The sequence below is a fragment of the Phocaeicola coprocola genome, assembly GCF_041333015.1.
GTDB classification, from domain to species: Bacteria; Bacteroidota; Bacteroidia; order Bacteroidales; family Bacteroidaceae; genus Phocaeicola; species Phocaeicola coprocola.
The window spans coordinates 1109389-1131461 of sequence record NZ_JBGKGM010000004.1; the positions used below are offsets into that span (position 1 = coordinate 1109389).

20 protein-coding genes and 2 pseudogenes are annotated in these 22073 nt (G+C 41.3%); 7 read left to right on the forward strand and 15 right to left on the reverse strand.

The genetic code is table 11. The features are described 5' to 3' along the window. Positions 1-68: 68 nt before the first annotated feature. The 6 genes and pseudogenes from ACDG22_RS15420 to catA form a co-directional block, all read right to left on the reverse strand. Positions 69-656 carry a K(+)-transporting ATPase subunit C gene (locus tag ACDG22_RS15420; protein WP_008139743.1) on the reverse strand — a complete coding sequence of 196 codons (588 nt, stop codon included), beginning with the start codon at positions 654-656 and terminating at the stop codon, positions 69-71. An 18-nt stretch (positions 657-674) separates the two neighbouring features. Further along, positions 675-2711, reverse strand: coding sequence for a potassium-transporting ATPase subunit KdpB (gene kdpB, locus ACDG22_RS15425; RefSeq protein WP_270230776.1), 2037 nt, complete (start codon positions 2709-2711; stop codon positions 675-677). Positions 2712-2804: 93 nt separating this feature from the next. After that, complete coding sequence (gene kdpA / locus ACDG22_RS15430) at positions 2805-4511, reverse strand: potassium-transporting ATPase subunit KdpA (RefSeq protein ID WP_270230777.1); 1707 nt, start codon at positions 4509-4511, stop codon at positions 2805-2807. Positions 4512-4564: 53 nt separating this feature from the next. Continuing rightward, complete coding sequence (locus ACDG22_RS15435; RefSeq protein WP_081446902.1) at positions 4565-4645, reverse strand: potassium-transporting ATPase subunit F; 81 nt, start codon at positions 4643-4645, stop codon at positions 4565-4567. Between the two features lie 601 nt (positions 4646-5246). After that, entirely contained in the window at positions 5247-5852 is a 606-nt protein-coding gene (locus tag ACDG22_RS15440) for a PliI family lysozyme inhibitor of I-type lysozyme (RefSeq protein WP_007568678.1), read from the reverse strand. A gap of 48 nt (positions 5853-5900) precedes the next feature. After that, a pseudogene (catA, locus tag ACDG22_RS15445) lies at positions 5901-6533 on the reverse strand (type A chloramphenicol O-acetyltransferase). Between the two features lie 463 nt (positions 6534-6996). Between catA and ACDG22_RS15450 the strand changes: the two are divergent. Together ACDG22_RS15450 and ACDG22_RS15455 are read left to right on the forward strand one after the other, a co-directional pair. Beyond that, positions 6997-7146, forward strand: coding sequence for a hypothetical protein (locus tag ACDG22_RS15450; protein WP_270213113.1), 150 nt, complete (start codon positions 6997-6999; stop codon positions 7144-7146). A 130-nt stretch (positions 7147-7276) separates the two neighbouring features. Beyond that, on the forward strand, positions 7277-7492 hold the full coding sequence (locus ACDG22_RS15455; RefSeq protein WP_270230778.1) for a hypothetical protein: 216 nt from the start codon (positions 7277-7279) through the stop codon (positions 7490-7492). Between the two features lie 5 nt (positions 7493-7497). Here ACDG22_RS15455 and ACDG22_RS15460 read toward each other — a convergent pair whose 3' ends face one another. Both ACDG22_RS15460 and ACDG22_RS15465 read right to left on the reverse strand, forming a co-directional pair. Continuing rightward, entirely contained in the window at positions 7498-8574 is a 1077-nt protein-coding gene (locus ACDG22_RS15460) for a transposase (RefSeq protein WP_270668954.1), read from the reverse strand. Beyond that, positions 8513-8959, reverse strand: coding sequence for an ISAon1 family transposase N-terminal region protein (locus ACDG22_RS15465; protein ID WP_270668955.1), 447 nt, complete (start codon positions 8957-8959; stop codon positions 8513-8515). Before ACDG22_RS15465 ends, ACDG22_RS15460 begins: the two co-directional genes overlap by 62 nt. A 104-nt stretch (positions 8960-9063) precedes the next feature. Between ACDG22_RS15465 and ACDG22_RS15470 the strand changes: the two are divergent. The 3 genes and pseudogenes from ACDG22_RS15470 to pyrH form a co-directional block, all read left to right on the forward strand. Continuing rightward, positions 9064-9585: pseudogene (locus tag ACDG22_RS15470) on the forward strand (efflux RND transporter permease subunit); the annotation flags it as partial. 41 nt (positions 9586-9626) lie between these two features. Continuing rightward, the gene (locus ACDG22_RS15475; RefSeq protein ID WP_270230542.1) at positions 9627-10913 is read left to right on the forward strand and encodes a TolC family protein; all 1287 of its coding nucleotides are present in this window, start codon (positions 9627-9629) and stop codon (positions 10911-10913) included. A gap of 85 nt (positions 10914-10998) precedes the next feature. Continuing rightward, positions 10999-11709, forward strand: coding sequence for a UMP kinase (gene pyrH / locus ACDG22_RS15480; protein ID WP_007571338.1), 711 nt, complete (start codon positions 10999-11001; stop codon positions 11707-11709). 99 nt (positions 11710-11808) lie between these two features. On the opposite strand, the gene ACDG22_RS15485 is transcribed toward pyrH, so the two are convergent. The 5 genes from ACDG22_RS15485 to ACDG22_RS15505 form a co-directional block, all read right to left on the reverse strand. Further along, the gene (locus ACDG22_RS15485; protein ID WP_270230541.1) at positions 11809-12327 is read right to left on the reverse strand and encodes a histidine phosphatase family protein; all 519 of its coding nucleotides are present in this window, start codon (positions 12325-12327) and stop codon (positions 11809-11811) included. 103 nt (positions 12328-12430) lie between these two features. Beyond that, a complete protein-coding gene (ettA, locus tag ACDG22_RS15490) occupies positions 12431-14119 on the reverse strand; it encodes an energy-dependent translational throttle protein EttA (protein WP_007571342.1) in 1689 nt (562 codons plus the stop codon). Between the two features lie 11 nt (positions 14120-14130). Next, positions 14131-15258 carry an MFS transporter gene (locus ACDG22_RS15495; protein WP_270230540.1) on the reverse strand — a complete coding sequence of 376 codons (1128 nt, stop codon included), beginning with the start codon at positions 15256-15258 and terminating at the stop codon, positions 14131-14133. Between the two features lie 28 nt (positions 15259-15286). Further along, positions 15287-16108, reverse strand: coding sequence for a 3-methyl-2-oxobutanoate hydroxymethyltransferase (gene panB / locus ACDG22_RS15500; RefSeq protein WP_270230539.1), 822 nt, complete (start codon positions 16106-16108; stop codon positions 15287-15289). A 55-nt stretch (positions 16109-16163) separates the two neighbouring features. Continuing rightward, positions 16164-16814: an HAD family hydrolase gene (locus tag ACDG22_RS15505; protein WP_022124962.1), complete on the reverse strand. Its 651-nt coding sequence runs from the start codon at positions 16812-16814 to the stop codon at positions 16164-16166. Positions 16815-16908: 94 nt separating this feature from the next. On the opposite strand from ACDG22_RS15505, the gene ACDG22_RS15510 reads away from it, so the two are divergent. After that, positions 16909-18267 (forward strand): MATE family efflux transporter, encoded by a 1359-nt coding sequence (locus ACDG22_RS15510; protein WP_270668958.1) that lies wholly within the window; start codon positions 16909-16911, stop codon positions 18265-18267. A gap of 154 nt (positions 18268-18421) precedes the next feature. Here the strand turns inward: ACDG22_RS15510 and ACDG22_RS15515 are convergent, their stop codons facing one another. Together ACDG22_RS15515 and ACDG22_RS15520 are read right to left on the reverse strand one after the other, a co-directional pair. Further along, on the reverse strand, positions 18422-19678 hold the full coding sequence (locus ACDG22_RS15515; protein ID WP_007571352.1) for an Nramp family divalent metal transporter: 1257 nt from the start codon (positions 19676-19678) through the stop codon (positions 18422-18424). Between the two features lie 60 nt (positions 19679-19738). Then, positions 19739-21004: a putative DNA modification/repair radical SAM protein gene (locus tag ACDG22_RS15520; protein ID WP_270668959.1), complete on the reverse strand. Its 1266-nt coding sequence runs from the start codon at positions 21002-21004 to the stop codon at positions 19739-19741. 127 nt (positions 21005-21131) lie between these two features. On the opposite strand from ACDG22_RS15520, the gene ACDG22_RS15525 reads away from it, so the two are divergent. Next, complete coding sequence (locus tag ACDG22_RS15525) at positions 21132-22034, forward strand: DMT family transporter (RefSeq protein WP_007571355.1); 903 nt, start codon at positions 21132-21134, stop codon at positions 22032-22034. Positions 22035-22073 lie beyond the last annotated feature (39 nt).

Sequence of the window (22073 nt, forward strand, 5' to 3'; positions counted from 1 at the left end):
CAATTTCTTGCAGATACAGAAATACATATCAGGGAAAAAACAGTTATAGATTTATAGATAGCTGCAGATTATCTGTTTACAGTTGGATTTATCTCTTCCAAAGCAACATTCAGTTTTAACACATTAATTTTTGCAGGACCGAATATGCCTAATAATGGTTTCTCTATCATCTTGTCAACGATAGCTTTAACATCCGATTCATCCATATCTCTTGCCTCAGCAACACGTTTGACTTGTACATACGCACATTCAGGAGTTATATCAGGATCAAGACCTGAAGCACTTGCTGTTACCATTTCAGCAGGAACATCTTCTCGTTTCAAATAGGGGTGATAAACCAGAAATGTATCAATTCTTGCTTCCACCTCTGCAAGATATTCCTCATTGGTAACACCCTTGTTGCTGCCTGCGGAGCTTGTACCATCGTATCCGTCACCCGCACATGAAGGTCTGCCCCAGAAAAATATATCTTTAGTAAAGACTTGCCCTACGTTTGCTACTCCAACAACTTTACCATTGAGCTTTACCGTTTCTGCATTGCCACCTTCACCGGGTGCTGCGAACTGTGCGAAAATCCATAATACCAATATATAACATACCGAAAAAAATACACAGAATACCAATGTGATTCGAATTGATTTCATTAAATTTTTCATAACTGTTTCTTGATTTTATTAGAAGAATAATCCAACAAATAAGTCTATTAATTTAATACCAACAAATGGAGCTATAATACCACCTACGCCGTAAATGAGCAAGTTACGACGAAGTAATGCGCTTGCACCTATAGGTTTGTATTCAACACCTTTAAGAGCCAAAGGTATCAAAATAGGTATTATGATAGCATTGAATATGATAGCAGAAAGAATAGCACTTTCAGAACTATGCAACCCCATTATATTAAGTGCTCCAAGTTGTGGCACGGAAACCATAAATAATGCTGGAATTATAGCAAAGTACTTGGCAACATCGTTTGCTATAGAGAATGTAGTTAGAGTACCACGAGTCATCAGCAACTGTTTACCGATCTCAACAATTTCAATAAGTTTTGTCGGATCATTGTCCAGGTCAACCATATTGCCGGCTTCTTTTGCCGCCTGAGTTCCACTATTCATTGCCACTCCCACATTAGCTTGTGCAAGAGCAGGTGCATCATTTGTTCCATCACCCATCATAGCGACTAGTTTTCCGGCAGCCTGTTCCTTTTTTATATAATTCATCTTATCTTCCGGTTTGGCTTCTGCTATAAAATCATCAACACCGGCCTTTTCAGCAATATATTTTGCGGTCAGAGGATTGTCGCCTGTTACCATTACAGTTTTTACACCCATCTTACGCAAACGTTCAAAACGTTCCTCTATGCCAGGCTTTATAATATCTTGCAATTCGATAACTCCTGCAATTTTCTTGTTGATACATACTACCAAAGGGGTGCCACCATTGCTTGTAATTCTCTTAATAATATCTTCAGTTTCTTTAGGAAATTCATTTCCTGCTTCATTTACAATATTACGAATTGCATCAAATGCTCCTTTTCGGATTTGCGTACCATCCTTTAAGTTTATTCCTGAACACTTTGTTTCAGCCGTAAATTTAATCATGTGAGCCCCTTCTGTGTTCAGATTACGCATACGTAATCCCTGTTCACGTCCTAACTCAATAATGGATTTTCCTTCCGGCGTATCATCAGATGCAGAAGACAGCATACATGCTTCTATAAAACTACGTCTGTCAAGTCCTGCTACAGGATAAAAATCAGTAGCTTTACGGTTACCGATTGTTATGGTTCCAGTCTTGTCAAGCAGAAGTGTATCTACATCACCGGCCGTTTCAACAGCTTTACCTGATTTAGTGATTACATTTGCCCGTAATGCACGATCCATCCCTGCAATACCTATCGCAGAAAGCAAACCACCGATAGTAGTAGGTATCAAACAAACGAAAAGTGAAAGGAATGCTGCAATGGTAATTACGGTATTAGAGTAGTCTGCCATTGGCTTAAGAGTGATACATACTACAAGGAACACCAAAGTAAATACAGCAAGAAGAATTGTAAGAGCGATTTCATTAGGTGTCTTCTGACGGCTTGCCCCTTCTACCAATGCAATCATCTTATCCAGGAAACTTTCACCCGGTTGGGTTGTTACAACTACCTTAATATGATCTGAAAGGACTTTTGTACCGCCTGTTACAGAACTCTTGTCTCCACCCGCTTCACGAATAACAGGAGCAGACTCACCTGTAATGGCACTTTCATCTATTGATGCAAGCCCCTCAATAATTTCACCATCAGCCGGAATGACATCACCTGCCTCACATTCAAATATATCCCCCTTCTTAAGCTGTGAACTGCTTACAGTCTTCACATTACCATTTATAATAAGTTTAGCAGGTGTTTCTTCACGAGTCTTACGCAAGCTGTCAGCCTGAGCCTTACCACGAGCTTCAGCTATAGCTTCAGCAAAGTTGGCGAACAACAATGTCAGAAAAAGTATTATAAATACCCATAGGTTATAAACAAATGAACCTTGTGATGTGCTGAATGCAGAATATATAGTTACGAACAACATAATCAATGTTGAAACTTCTACAGTGAACATGATCGGGTTCTTAATCATTATTTTCGGATTCAGCTTTACAAATGACTGTTTCAGACTTTCTATAACCTGATCCTTTTGAAACAGTGATGTATTTTGATTCTTTGAATTCATATCTTAATTTTTTTGTTTATAAGTTGACAAGGGTATCAGTTATCTTTAATATAAAACTGTACTGCTTGTCAACTTCAACTTAATTATCTTAAATCACAATGAAAAATGTTCAGCAATTGTACTTAATGCCTGTGCAGGGAAGAATGACAACGCTGCAACTATGAAAATAACAGCAAATGTCATCACTCCGAAAGTTACTGTATCTGTTTTAAGAGTTCCGGCGCTTTCCGGTATATACTTCTTTTGTGCCAAAAGACCTGCTATAGCTACCTGACCGATAATAGGTATAAACCTACTCAATATTAATACAATACCACATGATACATTCCAGAACCAGGTATTGTCACCAAGCCCCTCAAAGCCTGAACCATTATTTGCGGCACAAGAAGTAAACTCATATAACATTTCTCCAAGTCCGTGAAAGCCAGGATTATTCAACCATCCTCCTTCACTTTCCACAAATGCAGGAGCATGAACATAAAGATATGCAGCAAGAGCAGTTCCTACAAGTATCACAAAAGGATGAAGAAGTGCTACTATCGAAGCTATCTTCATTTCTTTTGCCTCGACTTTGTGACATATAAATTCCGGAGTACGTCCTACCATCAATCCACTTATGAATACTGCTATGATAATGAATGTAAAATAGTTCATCCAACCTACTCCTACCCCACCAAACCATGTATTAATTTGCATATTAAGCATTTCAATCATACCAGACAACGGCATTGTAGAATCGTGCATACCGTTTACAGAACCATTAGACGTAACAGTTGTAACAACACTCCAAAGACCTGTTGCGCCGGCACCGAGACGAACCTCCTTACCTTCCATTGCTCCATCGTCCTGTGCTATACCCATTGCATCAATTCTTGGATTACCCCCCATTTCCTGAGATACATTGATACATACACCTATTAGGAATGCAACAAGCATTACACCATAAATACTGTAACCTAATCTTTTACGGTTTACATAGAAGCCAAAAGCAAATACCATGGCCATTGGAATAATAAGAATGGAGCAACATTCTATCATGTTAGACAAATAGGTAGGGTTTTCCAATGGATGTGAAGAGTTCACACCATAGTAACCTCCGCCATTAGTACCCAACTGTTTGATAGGAACAATTGCCGCTGCCGGGCCTTGTGATATACTTTGGGTATTTCCCTCAAGTGTTGTTATCTCCATCTTTCCATCAAATCCCATTGGAGTCCCTTGTATAATTAGTATAAAACCAACTACAAGTGATAACGGAAGAAGGATACGGGTACAACTTAATACAAGATATTTCCAGAAATTACCAATAGTTTTTGTGGTCTTTTCACCAAGAGCTTTCATGATACCCGCCATAGCAGCCATACCTGTAGCTGCAGTTATAAACTGGAATAACATAATTACAAACAGCTGTGTGAAATATGTAAGGTTGGTTTCACCACTATAATGCTGTTCATTACAGTTTACCATAAAAGAGATACAAGTATTGAAAGCCTGATGTGCCGTCTGACCAATATTTCCATCCGGATTTAGTGGTAAATAGCCTTGCACAACAAGCAAAATCATTCCCCATACAAACCAGAAAGCATTTACTACAAGCAAAACTCTTAAAAACTGTTTCCAGTTCATCTCTTCTTCCGGATTGATTCCTGAAAGCCGGAAAATTAAATTTTCTACAGGCTTCATGAAATCACTCCAAACCTTGCTACCTTTATAAACTTTTGCAATATATTTTCCTAATGGATAACTTAATACTACCATTAGAATAATTTGCGCTATTACACCTAATATTTCTGTATTCATATTTTTACTATTTTTTATTCGACAGCCTTATTATAATATTCTTCCTGCTCTATTTAAAATTTTTCCGGTTTAACTAAAACATACATTAAATAGCCAAACATAATAAGGCTTACAATAAATAATACTGTGTACATAAATCTTTCCTCCTTTTTACTTTAAATGTTTTCAAACCAATCAATACATTTCCCAAATAACCAAAAGCAGCCAATACCAATTAGCATACAGACTGCAAAACCAATTGTAAATAGTTCCATCATTTTTTATGTTTAAAATTCATTCTTAGCAATACAACTGGTATGCCAAAGGAAAAACAGCTCAGATAACAATCTGTATATTAACACATTAAATAAATACAACCAGATACAAAATACTATTCCAACTTTCTCAATTTGATAAATTGATCTTATTATTGTGATATGATACCTAATACTCAGACTGATAGAAATGACAAAGAAGAGCACATCAAACGGATGCTATCAATGGGAAAAAATAAAGCCGCCAGAAAGTATGAACTGCACTTCTGTGTAGCAAGAACTTTCTAACGGCTTTATTTATATATAAGATATATCTGCCTTTAATATATACCAACTTGACTATATATTGAAAGTGATAGATTCGCTGGTATATTCATTATATTTATTACATTGTACTTTTCAAACCAAATATTATTGATAATCAATATTTTTTATGCAAAAGGAATTAGAAGACATACTAAAATTCTACGACCTTATCTATTTACAATATTCTACCGCTTTCTCCATCTACCAGTTTATACTGTATCTGTCGAGTTCCGCCAGTCGGATTAGCATTACTGTCGCCTTCTTTGTAGACTGGAAAACGTTGGCAAAATGTATTTTCCACGATAGCCATCTCATCATGTCCCATATAGCCCTTGTTTACTTCGTTGTTTTCAGAGATCTCGGGCAAATATACCTGACTTACCGATTTTCCATTGTTTACAGAGTATCCAATTAATTTACCGTAGCTTCCACTACCATCCGATGTCAGATAGATAAATACCTCCGGATAGCTGTCAACATTCAAATCACCTATCTCAGCATTTACAATCGTATATCCGGTTATATCATGATACAATGTTTCGTTGGATACGCTTAATCCGGAAGGCTGAATTATAAGGCTGTCACCTTTGGTACTTACCATAAAAGAAATCTTGCTTCCAGGATACGTCAGTTCTTTATTGAAGCTTTCTTCACTAACCTCCTGTTTCGTAATATTCATATCTTCTTTCGCTGTAGTATCAGAAGCGCTGCCTTTCTCATTCTTGCTGAATGAACAGGACATCAGCAAAGCACATAACACAAATGAACTTATTTTCTTCATAATTCTCTTAATTTTATAATAGTAAAATATATTTATCAACAACCTATCTTATATCATTAATATTTGCTGGATTTCATTAATAAGTCTTGAAACATGAAACCCGTCATACGCAGCATGGTAAACCTGGGCAGAAAGAGGAATAAGGTATTTATCATCTTGCTGAAAGTACTTTCCATAAGTAAAGATTGGCAACAAATAAGTTCCATCCGCAAATATATTCAGATTGAAACCTGTAAACGTAGCCTAGGGCAATGAAGATATAGGAAAAGTATTAGCTGGCGTATCAGGTTTGGCATCTATACCGTAATTACCACCAAACATTTCAATATCCCGTTCATAGTTTGAAAGAAAAACTATAAGATCATCATTCCACTCCGTCCACAGATTGGAAAAGGTTTCATTCTCCTCATGAAAAACAGTATAACACGGCAGTAAGGTATCCCACACTCCCAACTCCCCTTTGTCATTGATTGCTGTTCGAAACTCTTCATGATTATTTACCGCCTTTGTCAATACATAAATCAGAAGAGGATAAAGTTTCGAACGACTTTTGTTTTTAAACGCTATAATCCCGGAGATATCTATGTTTACAGTAATGCTATATGTACACCGTATCTGACTGAAATAATGATCAAAATACGGCTTTCTTTTCCAATTATCTTTATCTATAAGTTTAAACATAAGATTGTTTCATTATATCAATGCGGCAACTATTATTTTTCCGAACACATTACTTTATCAGTCAGATAAACAAAACTCGTAATCATCGCAGAGGAACGACTAATGATATCTTTATTTATCAGCGACATATTGTCTACTTCCGAATGATGGATAGAAAAATAATTTTTTCTATCAGCCATGTAAAAATAGACCGGGACTTTCTTTTCTGAATTTAAAGGCCAGAAAGATGCATCTTCCAATGACATCCTTTGCAATTCAGGTGTGAATCGAAGGCTATCAGAAAATAATTTTATTTTGTAGGGTGTCCAGTTCTACGTTCCTAAAAACGTAGTACAAAACGCCCTCGTTATTGTTAATTCAGTGCTCTTAAATTCAATGCTTTAATAAGCAAAATTGCTCTTTGAAAGTTTGTGTATTTCATTGATTTTTAATATCTTGGTTAAATAATTTAGAACTAAAAGCAATGAAAAAAGTAGATTCAAACCCCCATAAAGAAACCCTGGAAGAAGAGGTTAAACGTCTTCGTAAAGAAAATGCCAAACTCAAATCTCAGAAAGCAGCCAAAGAGGCTAAGCTTAAGGAGACAAGGAAGGAACTTAAAAAAAAGACGTAAAGACCGTGACTGTGACCGAAGAACAAATGAAATTGTTATCGACCCTATTCCCGGACATAGATACTCTCTTCTGATTGTTCAGCTTTGTGTATTGATTTACATTTGTACCAACTGCGGTCTTCGCACTGTCGTGAAGATACTTGAAATCTTCAATGATGTGCTTGAAGGAAAATGTGGAAAAGTACCATGCTATAACACCGTAGAAAACTGGATGAAGAAACTTGGATTATTCGCTTATGAGAATGACAGCAAACCTACAGACAAAAAGTTTGCATATATCATTGACGAAAGCATCATGGTTAATCGAGAGAAACTGGCACAGTTGCATAAGTCCGTGGCAATATAATCATGTTATCCAAAGATTATGGACGCTCTGAACATAAAGAAAGGTAAATCCTGCACACCGCGTAGTTGTGCTCTAAAGCCTTTCAACTTAGAGTTAAGAGATTCAGCATGAGCATTGGTTGATCTGTTTATGAAGTAATTTAGTACTTCTTCTTCCTTGTACTTGATGGCATCCCTTGCAGCCTTTACTTCACGCAACGTACAAACTGAAACCTTCTGATACCACTCATGCAGTTTAACCTTAGCAGTACCCCGGTCGATAGACTTGTTGCTAAACACGCTTCTTAGGCTACAAATCAAAGTATATGCATCCTTTATCTTTGGGAACATCCTGAAAAGTATCTTTGCACGTGTTTTCTGCCTGTCAGTCCATTTTTCACCACTCACACTCAGCAGATACTTGCTTCTTGTCAGTAGTTCTATGACAGTTTCGCCATTGGCAAGCATGGTTGACCTGAAGCGTTTGTTCAACCTCTGTGACTTGCGTCCCCGCTTCTTGCCTTTGTATTTCTTTGGATGTTTCTTGCGGTAGTATTTACGGCTCTTTACCAGCTGTTCAAGTTTCATTTTGAACATGGCCTTCTCCTTGTTTTGTGCTTTCTGTGCTTCTCGTTTAGCTTTGAGGCGGAGTTCCTCCACTGCTTCGATACAACGTTTGACGATATGGAAGCAGTCAATGACTATGGCTGCATTGGGAAAGGCTTCTGTGACGACAGCAAACATGCTGTCAGAGAAGTCCATGGTAACTTCCTCGACCTGCTCTCGCTGTTCCTGCGGTATCTGCATAAGAACATTGATAATGTCTGATGCCTTAGTGCCTTTTACAGCTGCTATTAAGGTGTGACGTTTGCCATGCCCTTCTTTGTTGGTCAAGAATGTCATCAGGTCCTTGTGGAGCATGGTCTCGTCAATGCCCAGCCGTTTGCCTATGTTCTTAGGATGCAGCACCCAGTCCTCTGCATGACTGGCTTGTTCCCAATTACGGAAACCGCTCAGATGATCCTTGTAAGCACGCTCCAGGTTATTGCCATCTACCGTAAAGTATAGCCCCGGCGAGCGGGCCGTTATCGGGTAGGTATCCAAATATTTTTTTTAAGACATCAGCAAACTCCTTAGAGTAGCTGGTGTTATCAGCAAGCAACGAGTACCTGTCAAGGATTATGTTTCTGCCTTCTGCCGTTAACCGTCTGCGACGTCTGACATGAAGAACGACCTTGTGATCACGGATAGGAAAGTCGTTAACCTGACGGCTTTCCGTGAAACCATTGGGCTTAAGGTCGTGCCACTCTTCTTCCCGTGCATCTTTTTCGTCAAGATAGATGTGAAGAAGGACGCGCTCATTACCAGTCTCTTCAATAATGCCAGTGTGGTCTTCGTTAACGGCTGTAACGTCGAAGAACTTAAGTATGCCTTTGGGAAGAAGGTAACTTGCCAGAATCTTATAGTCAAATGCTGATTGCTTACTCATGAGTGCAAAGGTAATGCTTCTTATAAACATTTAAGCATTAAACAAGAAAATAGAGACCTATACTACAAAAATAAGCCACGGATATTTGCAACTGTGCCCAAAATCCGCTTATTATGGGAGCACTCGCCATTGCAGCTGTCATGATATTATTTATCCTGATAGCTCATTTCCACCGTCTAAGTATTGCATTACTTATTTTCGGCAGCATGACATTCTGTGTTTTCGGTACAGCAATAGGTGTTTTGATTCAGGGAGTTGACTTCAGTATGACATGTACACTGGGTATTATCAGTTTGATGGGAATCATTGTCCGTAACGGAATCATTATGATCGACTATGCCGAAGAGTTGCGAAATACCGAAAAATTATGTGTACGTGATGCTATTTATCATTCTGCACGCCGACGCATGCGACCGATTTTCCTGACTTCCGCAGCAGCTTCTATGGGAGTCATTCCGATGATTTTGGGCAAAAGTGGATTGTGGATGCCTATGGGAACCGTTATTTGCTACGGAACTCTTATCACCATGATCTTCCTGCTGACCGTTCTTCCGGTTCTGTACATGCTATTGTTTAGAGGTTCCACCCGTAAACGCGCTATCAATGAGCAGCTTGAGCTTCAATAACATAATAAACAAAAGATAGCTATCAAAAATTAGTTACGATTATGAAAAGAAAAAACATCATATCTTTATTCCTGCTGTCGGCAGGCTGTATGTTGCCGCTATGTGCTTCTGCCCAACATGTCTATTCGCTGGACGAATGTATAGAAGCTGCTCTCGACAACAATGTACGCATGAAAAATGCTCAAAACAACCTCCGCATGGTGGAACACAGCAAACAAGAGGCTTTCAGTAAATACTTTCCCACGGTAAGTGCCATGGGAAGCGGGTTCCTCGCCGACAAAAGTCTGGTACGTATGGGACTATCACCCGAAATGCAGATGGCCTTTATGAAAAACGGACTTGTGGGTGATGTTTCTGCTACCCTGCCACTGTTCACCGGCGGACAGATAGTCAACGGAAACAAACTGGCTAAGGTAAATGTAGAAGTAAACCGACTCCAGCAGCGCCAGTCGCAAAACGAGGTGACTCTGACGGTCGAAAATTATTTCTGGCAGGTAGTAATGCTGAAAGAAAAATTGCAGACTATCAGTACACTCGACAAGCAACTGACACAATTACTTCAGGATGTGGAAACCAGCGTTCAAGCCGGTGTTACAACCCGCAATGATTTATTACAAGTACAACTCCGACAGAACGAAATACAAAGTAAACGCATTCAGGCAGAAAACATGCTTTCACTGTCACGAAGCATGCTTGCACAATATATAGGCCATCCGGCAGACAGCATAGAAGTTGCGGCAACGTTGAAAGATACGTTACCGCAGGGACCGGAAGGACTTTACACTCCACCCGAAGCAGCGCTAGCTACAACAAACGAATACAATCTTCTTCAACAAAATGTAAAGGCAAGCAGCCTGCAACATAAAATGGCTATAGGAAAAAACTTGCCGACCATAGCTATCGGAGGAGGCTATGCCTACGAAAACCTGTTAGGAAAGGATCATACATTCTGGCTGGGATTCGCTACGGTATCCGTACCAATCTCAGGCTGGTGGGGAGGCTCGCACGATATCCAGCGTCAGAAACTACAATTACGCAATGCCGAGAATCAGCTTGCCGACCAGAGTCAGTTGCTGGTAATCCGTATGAAACATACATGGGATGACCTGAATGATGCCTACAAACAAGTCAAGATAGCCTTACTTTCCATCGAACAGGCTAAAGAAAACCTGCGTTTGAACACCGACTATTATGCGGCCGGCACATGTACCATGAGCGATTTGCTCGACGCACAAAGCCTCTATCAGCAAAGTCGTGACAAATACGTAGAAATCTATGCCCAGTATGAAGTAAAAAAACGTGAATACCTGCAAGTGACAGGACGATAGAAATAAGGAATAAAAATAAGAGGTTTTGACAATTCTTCTGACATTTATTTCTAACTTTGCGACTAAACATTAAAAAAATTAATTTATGGCAAAGTTCAAACGTATTCTGTTAAAGCTCAGCGGCGAAAGCTTAATGGGAGAAAAGAAATATGGTATCGACGAAAAACGTCTGGGCGAATATGCACAGCAGATTAAGGAAATCCACGACATGGGTGTACAGATCGGCATCGTTATCGGTGGAGGAAACATCTTCCGTGGACTGACTGGAGCCGGAAAGGGATTCGACCGTGTGAAAGGTGACCAGATGGGTATGCTGGCAACAGTTATCAATAGCTTGGGATTGAGTTCTGCTTTGGTTGTAGCCGGAGTTAAGGCTCGTGTACTGACTGCTATCCGTATGGAACCGATCGGTGAGTTCTATACCAAATGGAAAGCTATCGAAGCCATGGAAAACGGTGAAGTAGTCATCATGTCTGCCGGAACCGGAAACCCATTCTTCACAACCGACACAGGTTCTTCACTGCGTGGTATCGAAATTGAAGCTGATGTTATGCTGAAAGGTACACGTGTAGACGGTATCTATACTGCTGACCCGGAAAAAGATCCGACAGCTACCAAGTTCGATGAAATCACTTACGACGAAGTTCTGGCACGTGGCTTGAAAGTAATGGACCTGACCGCTACTTGTATGTGTAAGGAAAACAACCTGCCGATTATCGTATTCGATATGGATACAGTAGGTAACCTGAAGAAAGTCATGTCTGGAGAGAACATTGGAACAATGGTTCACAACTAAACCAGATTTATTATTTTCACCACAGAAGATAAAGTTTCTCCATCATTGGTATGGAAAATATAACTTTTTCTTCTGTGGTGTTTTTTATGCCCTTTCTCCTCATTCCATCGTCAGACGGACTACCTCACAATTATCCATGTGTGGTACAGTGGTCAGCTGATTGACAGGTATGCCTGCCAGATAAGCCCGCAGCGAACGGTTTATCAAGCCGTGAGCCACTACCAATATGCATTTTCCTTCGTAATGCTGCCGGATATATTCCAGACATTTTCCAGCACGTTCGTAAAGCATTTCACGTGTTTCAGCATCAGCCGGCAAATGTGTCCGGTCTACCGAGTCGAGCGGAAGTCCGGTCCAGCTTCCCCAGTCTATTTCACGCAATAGAGGCGTTGTCTGCCACGGCAGGTTCCTGTCGCCTACAGCAAGACGAACTGTGTCAATCACCCGCTGCAAGTCACTGCTCAGTATAGCATCCAGTGGAATATCCTGCAAACGTTTGCCTAATTCTACAGCCTGCTGCTTTCCCTCTTCCGTAAGATGTCCAGGCAGGTGTCCCTGAAAAATACGACTGATATTTTCCTCTGTCTGTCCATGACGGGCCAAGTATATGGTTATCATATAACAAAATGGTATTAAGCCATCATTAAATGATACGGAGTTGCCGTAAATATGCATTGCATGCCAACGTCAACTCCGTACAAATTATAATAAATAAACCCTATCAATCTTCCATCAGCTTGCGATAACGAACGCGCTTCGGCTCTACGTTACCCATACGCTTCATCTTGTTTTCTTCATATTCTGTATATGAACCTTCGAAGAAGAATACTTCACTGTTTCCTTCGAATGCAAGAATGTGTGTACAGATACGGTCGAGGAACCAACGGTCGTGGCTGATTACTACCGCACATCCGGCAAAGTCTTCCAGACCTTCTTCCAGTGCTCGCAGTGTATTTACGTCAATATCGTTGGTCGGCTCGTCCAGCAACAGCACATTACCTTCTTCTTTCAGTGCCATGGCCAGATGCAAGCGGTTACGTTCACCACCCGAAAGCATACCGCACAATTTTTCCTGATCAGAACCAGAGAAGTTGAAACGGCTCAGGTAAGCACGTGCATTCACATCACGGTTTCCCATACGTATCAAATCATTTCCTCCGCTGATAACCTGATATACAGTCTTGTTCGGGTCAATATCCTTATGCTGCTGGTCTACGTAAGCTACTTTTACGGTTTCTCCTACTTCGAATTCACCTTTATCAACTTTTTCCAGTCCCATAATCAGGCGGAACAAAGTAGTTTTACCGGCACCGTTCGGACCAATGACTCCCACAATACCGTTAGGCGGCAACATAAAGTTCAGGTCGTCGAACAGCAGCTTGTCGCCATACGCCTTTGCTACATGCTTCGCCTCGATAACCTTGTTTCCCAAACGCGGACCGTTCGGAATGAAGATTTCCAGTTTTTCTTCCTTTTCCTTCACATCTTCATTCAACAACTTATCGTAAGAATTCAAACGGGCTTTACCCTTTGCCTGACGTGCCTTAGGAGCCATACGTACCCATTCCAACTCACGTTCCAATGTCTTACGACGCTTGCTGGCAGTCTTTTCTTCCATTTCCATACGCTTGGTCTTCTGTTCCAGCCAACTAGAGTAATTACCCTTCCATGGAATACCTTCACCACGGTCCAGCTCCAGAATCCATCCAGCCACATGGTCAAGGAAGTAACGGTCGTGTGTTACAGCAATCACCGTACCTTCATACTGCTGCAAGTGCTGTTCCAGCCAGTCGATACTTTCTGCATCCAAGTGGTTGGTAGGCTCGTCCAGCAACAAGATGTCCGGTTTCTGCAACAACAAACGACAGAGAGCTACACGACGGCGTTCACCTCCAGACAGATTTTTCACCGGCTGGTCTTCGGGCGGACAACGCAATGCGTCCATCGCGCGTTCCAGCTTGCTGTCCAGATTCCATGCATCTGTAGCATCGATTATATCTTGCAACTCAGCCTGACGGGCAAACAAGGCATCCATTTTTTCGGGATCCTCGTAATACTCCGGCAAACCGAACTTATTGTTTATTTCTTCGTATTCGGCAAGCGTATCGACTACATTCTGTACGCCCTCCATTACTACTTCTTTTACAGTCTTGGTATCGTCAAGGTGCGGCTCCTGAGCCAGATAACCGACTGAATATCCCGGAGAGAACACAACTTCTCCCTGATAGTTTTTCTCCAGACCGGCAATAATTTTCATCAGGGTAGACTTACCCGAACCATTCAAACCGATGATACCGATCTTCGCTCCGTAGAAAAAAGATAGGTAGATGTCTTTCAAGACCTGCTTATTGTTCTGGAATGATTTACTCACTCCAACCATAGAAAAGATAATCTTTTTATCGTCTGCCATACTCTTTTATATTAATTAGTTTGATAATGTTTCGTAAAATAACGGTGTATATATACCTGATATAAAAGGAATCCGATTACACAAATCCCCAAAGCTACCTGATACGGATTGTTGTTTCCAGCCTGACGGACATATTGCGAAATCCATATACCCAGCATTACTCCTGTTTCCCAAAGTAACTGATAAGTATGATACCCCGTCCCCCGTTCGCAATGTAAAGGTAAAAGTATCATCATCCGCAGAAACTGCCCGATAGAAAATCCGACTCCGATTCCAACCAGCAGACCCGCTCCGTAAAGGTACTCACCTGTGTCTGCATCACAAAGCAGCATTAAACCAGCTCCGGTAAAAAGTTGTCCGATAAAAATCTGTATCCTTCCATTCATCGGTCTGGTAAAAACTTGCCTGACAAGCAGGTATATCAAAAAACCGCTTCCTATGCAAAGATAAAAAAAAGCATTGGAAATCATAATGAAAAGCATACCTAAAACCATAGGTACCGTCATCATATTTATTCCGGGAAGCAAGGTCCGGAAAAGAATAAACCTGTCGAACGAACACAACGGCAGGTCTAAAGGCGCACGGAAGCATACTGTTACCATGGAAACAAGCACAATGGCAACCGCACATAAAAAAGCAGAAAAATACAATAACGTATCAAAACTGAGATAATTTCCTCCCTCAATTCCGATAATAATACCACTCAACATCCCGACAATGCTACTCCAAGTAAATACACGGTTTGCCGCATTACGATTGTTACTTGGAGTTACATCAATGGCCAAAGTACTTCCGGTTGCCATCAAGACAATACCAAACAGTGCTCCTTGTAAAATACGGAGCAAAACAACCATCTCTACGGAAGAGACATAAGGATACAGTATCCCTACCAGTGCCAGCAACATGATACTCCGGGTACAAACATTTTTCCGGCTAAATGTATCGACCAAATAATTATTAAAAGCTCCGGGAAGGAACAAAGCGATGCCGAATACAGCTGTTACCCCTGCAGCCTGTAGTTCAGAACAACTCCAGGCTTGAATCATCCACCGATGAATCAGAGGAAACAACATGTAAACCGCTATATAGAGTAATATGTTAGCTGCAATCAATAAAGAAAAGTTTCTATTCCACAGCATATTTCATACAATAACGGTGAAATAAAAATCAATATTGCTCAGTTTCGTTAGGGAAATCACACGATTTCACATCCGCTACATAATGTCCGATAGCATCAGTCATTATGGTGTGTAAGTCTGCATAGCGACGTAAGAAACGTGGACTGAAGCCTTTTGTCATACCCAACATATCGGCAATAACCAATACTTGTCCATCGACAGCTCCACCTGCTCCGATACCGATAACAGGAATTGTAAGTTCGGAAGCTACACGAGCAGCCAGATCTGCCGGAATTTTTTCCAGAACCAAAGCAAAACAGCCTGCCTCTTCCAGCAAATGAGCATCACGAATCAGTTTTTCAGCTTCAGCATCGCCTTTGGCACGCACACCATAGGTACCATATTTATTGATAGATTGTGGCATCAGTCCCAGATGTCCCATCACAGGCATACCGGCACCGATAATCTTTGTTATTGTTTCGATTACTTCTTCGCCACCTTCAAGCTTAAGAGCATCAGCTCCGGTTTCCTTCATGATACGGATCGCGTTACGTACTCCGTCGAACGGATCTGCCTGATAAGAACCGAAAGGCATGTCAACAACCACCAGTGCACGCTTTACACCACGCATTACAGACTTGCCGTGATAAATCATCTGGTCGATTGTAATAGGCAATGTAGTCACATTACCCGCCATAACGTTCGATGCAGAATCACCTACCAAAATAACATCTACTCCAGCCCCGTCAACAATCTGGGCAATCGTATAATCATAAGAGGTCAACATGGAAATTTTTTCACCTCTTTCTTTCATTTCAATCAAACGGTGAGTTGTCACTTTTCGTGTATCACCAGAAAGATATCCTGCCATAAAGTTTTCTCCTTAATTTAATAAAATTGCGGCAAATGTAGTTCATTCTGACGAGTTAAGCAAGCAGGGCTTTCATCTTTTCGAATGAGAAGGCAGTAAAATCGGGGATAACCAGTTTACATTTGTCAGCAATTGCCTCTGCCGAGTTAGTCGTACACAAGCCTACGACTGCCATATTTGCAGCATTTCCGGCTTCCAGTCCGTGAAAAGAATCTTCGAATACCACACAGTTTTCGACTACTGTATCAAAGACTTCCGCTCCCAGCAGAAAACAATCCGGAGCCGGTTTCGAACGAGTAAACATTTCGGCCGTGAGAATACGGTCTACCAGCTCTTTCAGTTCAGGATGTGCCTTGTATACATTCGCCATCTTCAAATCGTTCGAACTGGTAACAATAGCAATCTTTACACCGTGAGCACGTAAATCTTCCATAAAGGCAACTACTCCGGGAATATAATTGAAGGACATTTCTTTTTCAAACTGATTCAAACGAGCAGTAATCTCCTGCTGTTCTTTTTCCATACCCGAAAAATGTTTTGCGTAAATCTGTGTCAAAGTCTGTCCTTTGATGATGCGTCCAAAATCTTTTATCTGAGGGAAATACTGTCTACCTATCTCATCCCAAAATATGCTGTACTGGGTTTCTGTATCCATTACTACTCCATCAAAGTCGAACAAGGCTGCTATACATTTTGTTTTATCCATTCTCTTTACCATTTAGTTGATTTAACGGTACAAAGTTCCGAAATATCACGCCATATTCCTAACTTTGAGCACATAATTTTAACCAAAGTACAAAATGGAAGAAAACAATCCGCATGTTTTAGGAAATGCGCCTATAGGCAAATTACTTTTACAGTATTCCATACCTGCCATCATCGGTATGACACTGACTTCATTGTACAATATCATCGACAGTATCTTTATCGGACATGGAGTAGGTGCGCTGGCCATCTCCGGACTTGCCATTACTTTCCCGCTGATGAACCTGCTTATCGCGTTCTGCACCCTGGTTGGTGTAGGAGGAGCCACTATTTCGTCTATTCGTCTGGGACAGAAAGATATAAAAGGAGCGGAAGACATTTTAGGAAATGTTACTATTCTCTGTATCGTCAATGCCATTTTTTACGGAGGAATCACACTGATATTTCTGGATGATATCTTATATTTCTTCGGTGCAAGTGAAAGTACCCTGCCCTATGCACGCGATTTCATGCAGGTTATTCTGCTGGGAAGCCCAATCTCGTATGTAATGGTAGGACTGAACAACATCATGCGTGCTACCGGTTATCCCAAGAAAGCCATGTTATCATCAATACTGACAGTAGGCTGTAACGTAATTCTTGCTCCTATCTGTATCTTTGTACTGGAGTGGGGAATAAGAGGGGCAGCCCTTTCTACTATCATGTCACAATTCGTTGGTATGATATGGGTGCTCTATCATTTCTACGATAAGAAAAGCTATATTCGCTTCAAACGTCCCAGCTTCAAGCTGAAAAAGCACATCATCATGAATATATTCGGAGTCGGTATGTCGCCTTTTATCATGAATGTATGTGCATGTTGTATCGTGATTTTTATCAATAACCGTCTGTTGACGTATGGTGGAGATCTTTCTATCGGGGCATTCGGCATCCTGAACAGAATACAAATGTTGTTTGTGATGATTGTAATGGGAATCACAATGGGAATGCAGCCCATTTCTGGCTACAACTACGGAGCACGTCATTATGACCGTGTGAAACAGACTCTCCGGCTGGGTATTATAGCCGGATGTACCATTACAACTGTCGGATTCCTGATAAGCGAATTATTCCCCAGTATATTTGTGGGAATGTTTACTACCAACCATGAACTGGCCGAACAGGCAACACCGGCACTTCGCATCGGTGTCATGGCGTTTCCCATCATCGGCGCACAAATTGTGATTACACAGTTTTTCCAATCAATCGGTAAAGTCAGCATCTCTATTCTGCTTTCTCTTTCCAGACAACTCGTCTTTCTGTTGCCCGGACTGGCTTTACTTCCGCCGCATTTCGGTGTGGAAGGAGTCTGGTTCAGTATGCCGCTATCGGATACATTAGCCTTTATCATGGCAGCACTAATGCTGATTTACCACTTCCGTAAGCTAAAAGCCAGACAACAATTAAACGACTGAAAATAAACTCCATACAAAGGGTACAATCAAGACATTTTCAGTTTATGTTTATCCTTTAAAAAAACTTCAGCAATTTTTCAGAAAAACATCTCGATATTTTTCTGAAAAATTGCTGAAGTTTTTTACTTACCTTGCCGAAGTGTTTATTTTAGAATCAACTGAAAAGTAACATAATATTGAGTACCGAAACGATGATGGCAATGGTATAAAGTACAAACGTGCTCCACCGTGAGTTGGCGTACTGCCCCATAACACGCTTTGACGAGGTGAGCGACAACTGTAAGAAAACAGTAAAAGGTAGCTGAATACTCAACACCATCTGCGAAATAATCAGTCCCTGGAACGGATTTTCAATAAAAAGAATAATCACCAGTGCCAATCCTAATGAAAGGAGCACTCCTACCTTAGAATGAATATCGCGAATATTATAAGATTCTCCAAAGATACCGGCAAAAATAGAACCGGCTGCCATACCACTGGTAACAGTAGATGAAATACCAGCCATGAGCAGAGCCAGTGCAAAAATAGCGCCAGCCTGACTTCCCAACAAGGGATCGAGCAACGATTTTGCCTGCTGAAGTTCTTCTACCGGAGTGCCGTGCACAAAGAAAGTAGTAGCAGCCAGCAAAATCATGGCACTGTTGATAGCCCATCCTATTCCCATCGACAGCAACGTATCGTAAAATTCGTACTTCAAATGTTTCTTGATAGCCTGTTCGTCCTCCTTATTGTATTCACGGCTCTGTACTACCTCCGAATGAAGAAACAGATTATGAGGCATGACAACTGCTCCCAATACACTCATAATAATGAGCATACTTCCCTGCGGAATACTTGGTGTCACCCACGAACGTGCAGCCAGTCCCCAGTCGACATCTACCAGAAACAGTTCGTAAAGAAAAGAAAGACCGATAACCGATACGAAAGCAATGATTCCCCGTTCTATACGCCTGTACGAATTAGTGAAAAGCAATATCAGCACAAATACCGTAGTCAGTACGGCTCCTGCAATAATCGGTATATCAAACAACATCTCCAGTGCAATGGCTCCTCCCAATATTTCCGCCAGTGAAGTAGAGATGCTTGCCAGCACAGCACTTCCCAGTATGGGGCGTGCTATCCACTTCGGCGTATATTTATTGGCTGCCTCACTCAAACACAATCCGGTAACGATACCCAAATGCGCTACATTATGTTGAAGCACGATCAGCATGACCGTAGAAAGTGTTACTACCCACAACAGTGCATAACCATAATCGGAACCCGCAGCAAAATTAGAGGCCCAGTTCCCCGGGTCGATAAACCCCACAGTAACCAGCAGTCCGGGACCGATATATTTAAATATATCCAGACCACCCAGATATCTCTGGTGGTCTTTCCGTTTCAATTCCTTGAACAGATTCTTCCACATAACTCATTTTCTTTTTAGCTTAATAATGATATTACAATCCATCCCGAGCAAAGGTTCACGCTAATCGAAATCAAAATTGAGTGTAAGCTGACGGTCGTCCGTACGTTTCTTTGGCTTCGGAACAAGTAACTTTCTCACACCCAGCGGAGTAAGTTCGTGTATTGTCTTGTCAGGCAACTCGTTGCACGTAATAAAATAACGGGCTTTTTTCATTACTGCTCCCATTTTTTTCAGTTCATAGAAACCAATGCGTGAGAAACGGCGCGACATGACAATCATTTTTGCCGAACGCACACCAATACCCGGCACACGAAGCAGAGTTTCATAATCTGCCGTATAAATATTTACAGGAAAAAACTCCGGATGCTTCAATGCCCATGCCAGCTTAGGATCGACTTCCAGATCGAGATCCGGACTAGCCTCATCTACCAGTTCATCTACCCGAAACTGATAAAACCGTAACAGCCAGTCGGCCTGATACAATCGATTCTCACGCACGAGAGGAGGTTGTTTCAGAGCAGGCAGGCGCTTGTCGTAGGTATTGACAGAAATATATCCCGAATAATACACACGTTTCATGGTAGGCTGAGCGTAAAGCGCAGAAGAAACTTTCAGAATATCTCGGTCGCTTTCCGAAGTTGCCCCGACAATCATCTGCGTACTCTGTCCTGCCGGCGCAAAACTCGGGACATGGCGGTGATGCTTCCGCTCTTCCGCACTTTCAAGTGCTCCTTCACGGATATATCTCATAGGCAGATACACACTGCGATGGTCTTTTTCAGGAGCCAACATCTTGAGATTAGCTTCGGTAGGTATTTCAAGGTTTACACTCAGACGGTCGGCATAAAGTCCGGCTTCACGAACCAGTTCTCTGCTGGCTCCGGGAATACTTTTCAGATGTATGTAGCCATTAAACCGGTGAATCGTACGTAAGTCTTTTGCCACACGTACCAGACGTTCCATGGTATAGTCAGGATTTCTCACCACTCCCGAGCTAAGAAAAAGTCCCTCGATGTAGTTTCTGCGATAAAACTCCATGGTCAGTTCGACTAACTCGCTGACAGACAAGGTAGCCCGCGGTATATCGTTGCTGATACGGTTGATACAATAAGCGCAATCGTAAATACAATAATTGGTAAGCATCACTTTCAGAAGCGAAATGCATCGTCCGTCTTCTGCAAAGCTATGGCATATCCCCCACCCTCCTACAGTATTTCCGACACCTCCCGAAGAATTGCGGCGTACGGTTCCGCTGGAAGAACATGATACATCATATTTTGCTGACTCTGCCAGCACTTTCAGTTTATGCAAGACTTGCTCGTTCATTGTACTTTACTGATAATTTTGCAGTTGTAGAAATTTAGTAAAAGTAGACATACCGCATGAGCTATGCAAATCTTTGACGATTTTTTGTAACTTTGCAGCCAAATTTATAAAGCGATATAAAAAGATTATGTGGTTACTATTAGCCTTCTGCTCGGCAGCGTTGCTGGGCTTTTACGATGTTTTCAAGAAAAAGTCATTGAGTAATAATGCTGTACTTCCTGTACTGGCGCTCAATACACTTTTTTCGAGTATTATTTTTATTCCGTTCATCCTGCTGTCACACTTCGCACCGCAGATGTTACAAGACTCTATTTTTTATGTACCCGATTCGGGAGGATGGGAAGTACATAAATTTATTTTGCTGAAATCGTTTATTGTATTGTCTTCATGGGCATTCGGGTATTTCGGTATGAAGCATCTTCCGCTTACTATCGTGGGGCCGATTAATGCTACCCGTCCGGTGATGACCCTTGTAGGTGCCATGCTGATATTCGGAGAACGCCTGAACCTGTATCAATGGATCGGTGTATTCATGGCTGTAATTTCTTTTTTCATGCTGAGCCGTTCAGGGAAAAAGGAAGGTATCGATTTCAAACACGACCGATGGATATGGTTTGTAGTACTGGCTGCAGTACTGGGAGCAGTAAGCGGACTATACGACAAATATCTTATGGGAAGATTCAATAACATGCAGGTACAGGCATGGTATAATATTTATCAGCTTTTCATGATGGGGGGAGTACTGATGTTCTTATGGTGGCCTAAACGGAAAACATCTACTCCTTTCCGATGGGACTGGTGTATCATCCTGATTTCTGTCTTCCTGTCGGCTGCCGATTTTGTATATTTCTATGCCCTGAGTATGGAAGATTCCATGATTTCTATCGTATCAATGGTCCGCAGGGGAAGCGTAGTTGTTTCATTTCTTTTCGGTGCAATGATGTTCCATGAAAAGAATTTGAGGAGCAAAGCCATCGACTTGTTGCTTGTGCTTATCGGTATGTTCTTCCTCTATCTGGGTAGCAGGTAAAGAAAATTGATTCTGATATACAAAAAAACGTCCTGATGT

Coding starts and splice junctions, on each gene's coding strand:
- panB (WP_270230539.1), bottom strand. CDS start 16,108: ATGGCAGGATATCTTTCTGGTGATACACGAAAAGTGACAACTCACCGT.
- ACDG22_RS15450 (WP_270213113.1), top strand. CDS start 6,997: ATGAAAAAAGTAGATTCAAACCCCCATAAAGAAACCCTGGAAGAAGAG.
- ACDG22_RS15465 (WP_270668955.1), bottom strand. CDS start 8,959: ATGAGTAAGCAATCAGCATTTGACTATAAGATTCTGGCAAGTTACCTT.
- ACDG22_RS15525 (WP_007571355.1), top strand. CDS start 21,132: ATGTGGTTACTATTAGCCTTCTGCTCGGCAGCGTTGCTGGGCTTTTAC.
- kdpA (WP_270230777.1), bottom strand. CDS start 4,511: ATGAATACAGAAATATTAGGTGTAATAGCGCAAATTATTCTAATGGTA.
- ACDG22_RS15440 (WP_007568678.1), bottom strand. CDS start 5,852: ATGAAGAAAATAAGTTCATTTGTGTTATGTGCTTTGCTGATGTCCTGT.
- ACDG22_RS15435 (WP_081446902.1), bottom strand. CDS start 4,645: ATGTACACAGTATTATTTATTGTAAGCCTTATTATGTTTGGCTATTTA.
- ACDG22_RS15505 (WP_022124962.1), bottom strand. CDS start 16,814: ATGGATAAAACAAAATGTATAGCAGCCTTGTTCGACTTTGATGGAGTA.
- ACDG22_RS15510 (WP_270668958.1), top strand. CDS start 16,909: ATGGAAGAAAACAATCCGCATGTTTTAGGAAATGCGCCTATAGGCAAA.
- ACDG22_RS15420 (WP_008139743.1), bottom strand. CDS start 656: ATGAAAAATTTAATGAAATCAATTCGAATCACATTGGTATTCTGTGTA.
- ACDG22_RS15485 (WP_270230541.1), bottom strand. CDS start 12,327: ATGATAACCATATACTTGGCCCGTCATGGACAGACAGAGGAAAATATC.
- ACDG22_RS15515 (WP_007571352.1), bottom strand. CDS start 19,678: ATGTGGAAGAATCTGTTCAAGGAATTGAAACGGAAAGACCACCAGAGA.
- pyrH (WP_007571338.1), top strand. CDS start 10,999: ATGGCAAAGTTCAAACGTATTCTGTTAAAGCTCAGCGGCGAAAGCTTA.
- kdpB (WP_270230776.1), bottom strand. CDS start 2,711: ATGAATTCAAAGAATCAAAATACATCACTGTTTCAAAAGGATCAGGTT.
- ACDG22_RS15475 (WP_270230542.1), top strand. CDS start 9,627: ATGAAAAGAAAAAACATCATATCTTTATTCCTGCTGTCGGCAGGCTGT.
- ACDG22_RS15495 (WP_270230540.1), bottom strand. CDS start 15,258: ATGCTGTGGAATAGAAACTTTTCTTTATTGATTGCAGCTAACATATTA.
- ettA (WP_007571342.1), bottom strand. CDS start 14,119: ATGGCAGACGATAAAAAGATTATCTTTTCTATGGTTGGAGTGAGTAAA.
- ACDG22_RS15520 (WP_270668959.1), bottom strand. CDS start 21,004: ATGAACGAGCAAGTCTTGCATAAACTGAAAGTGCTGGCAGAGTCAGCA.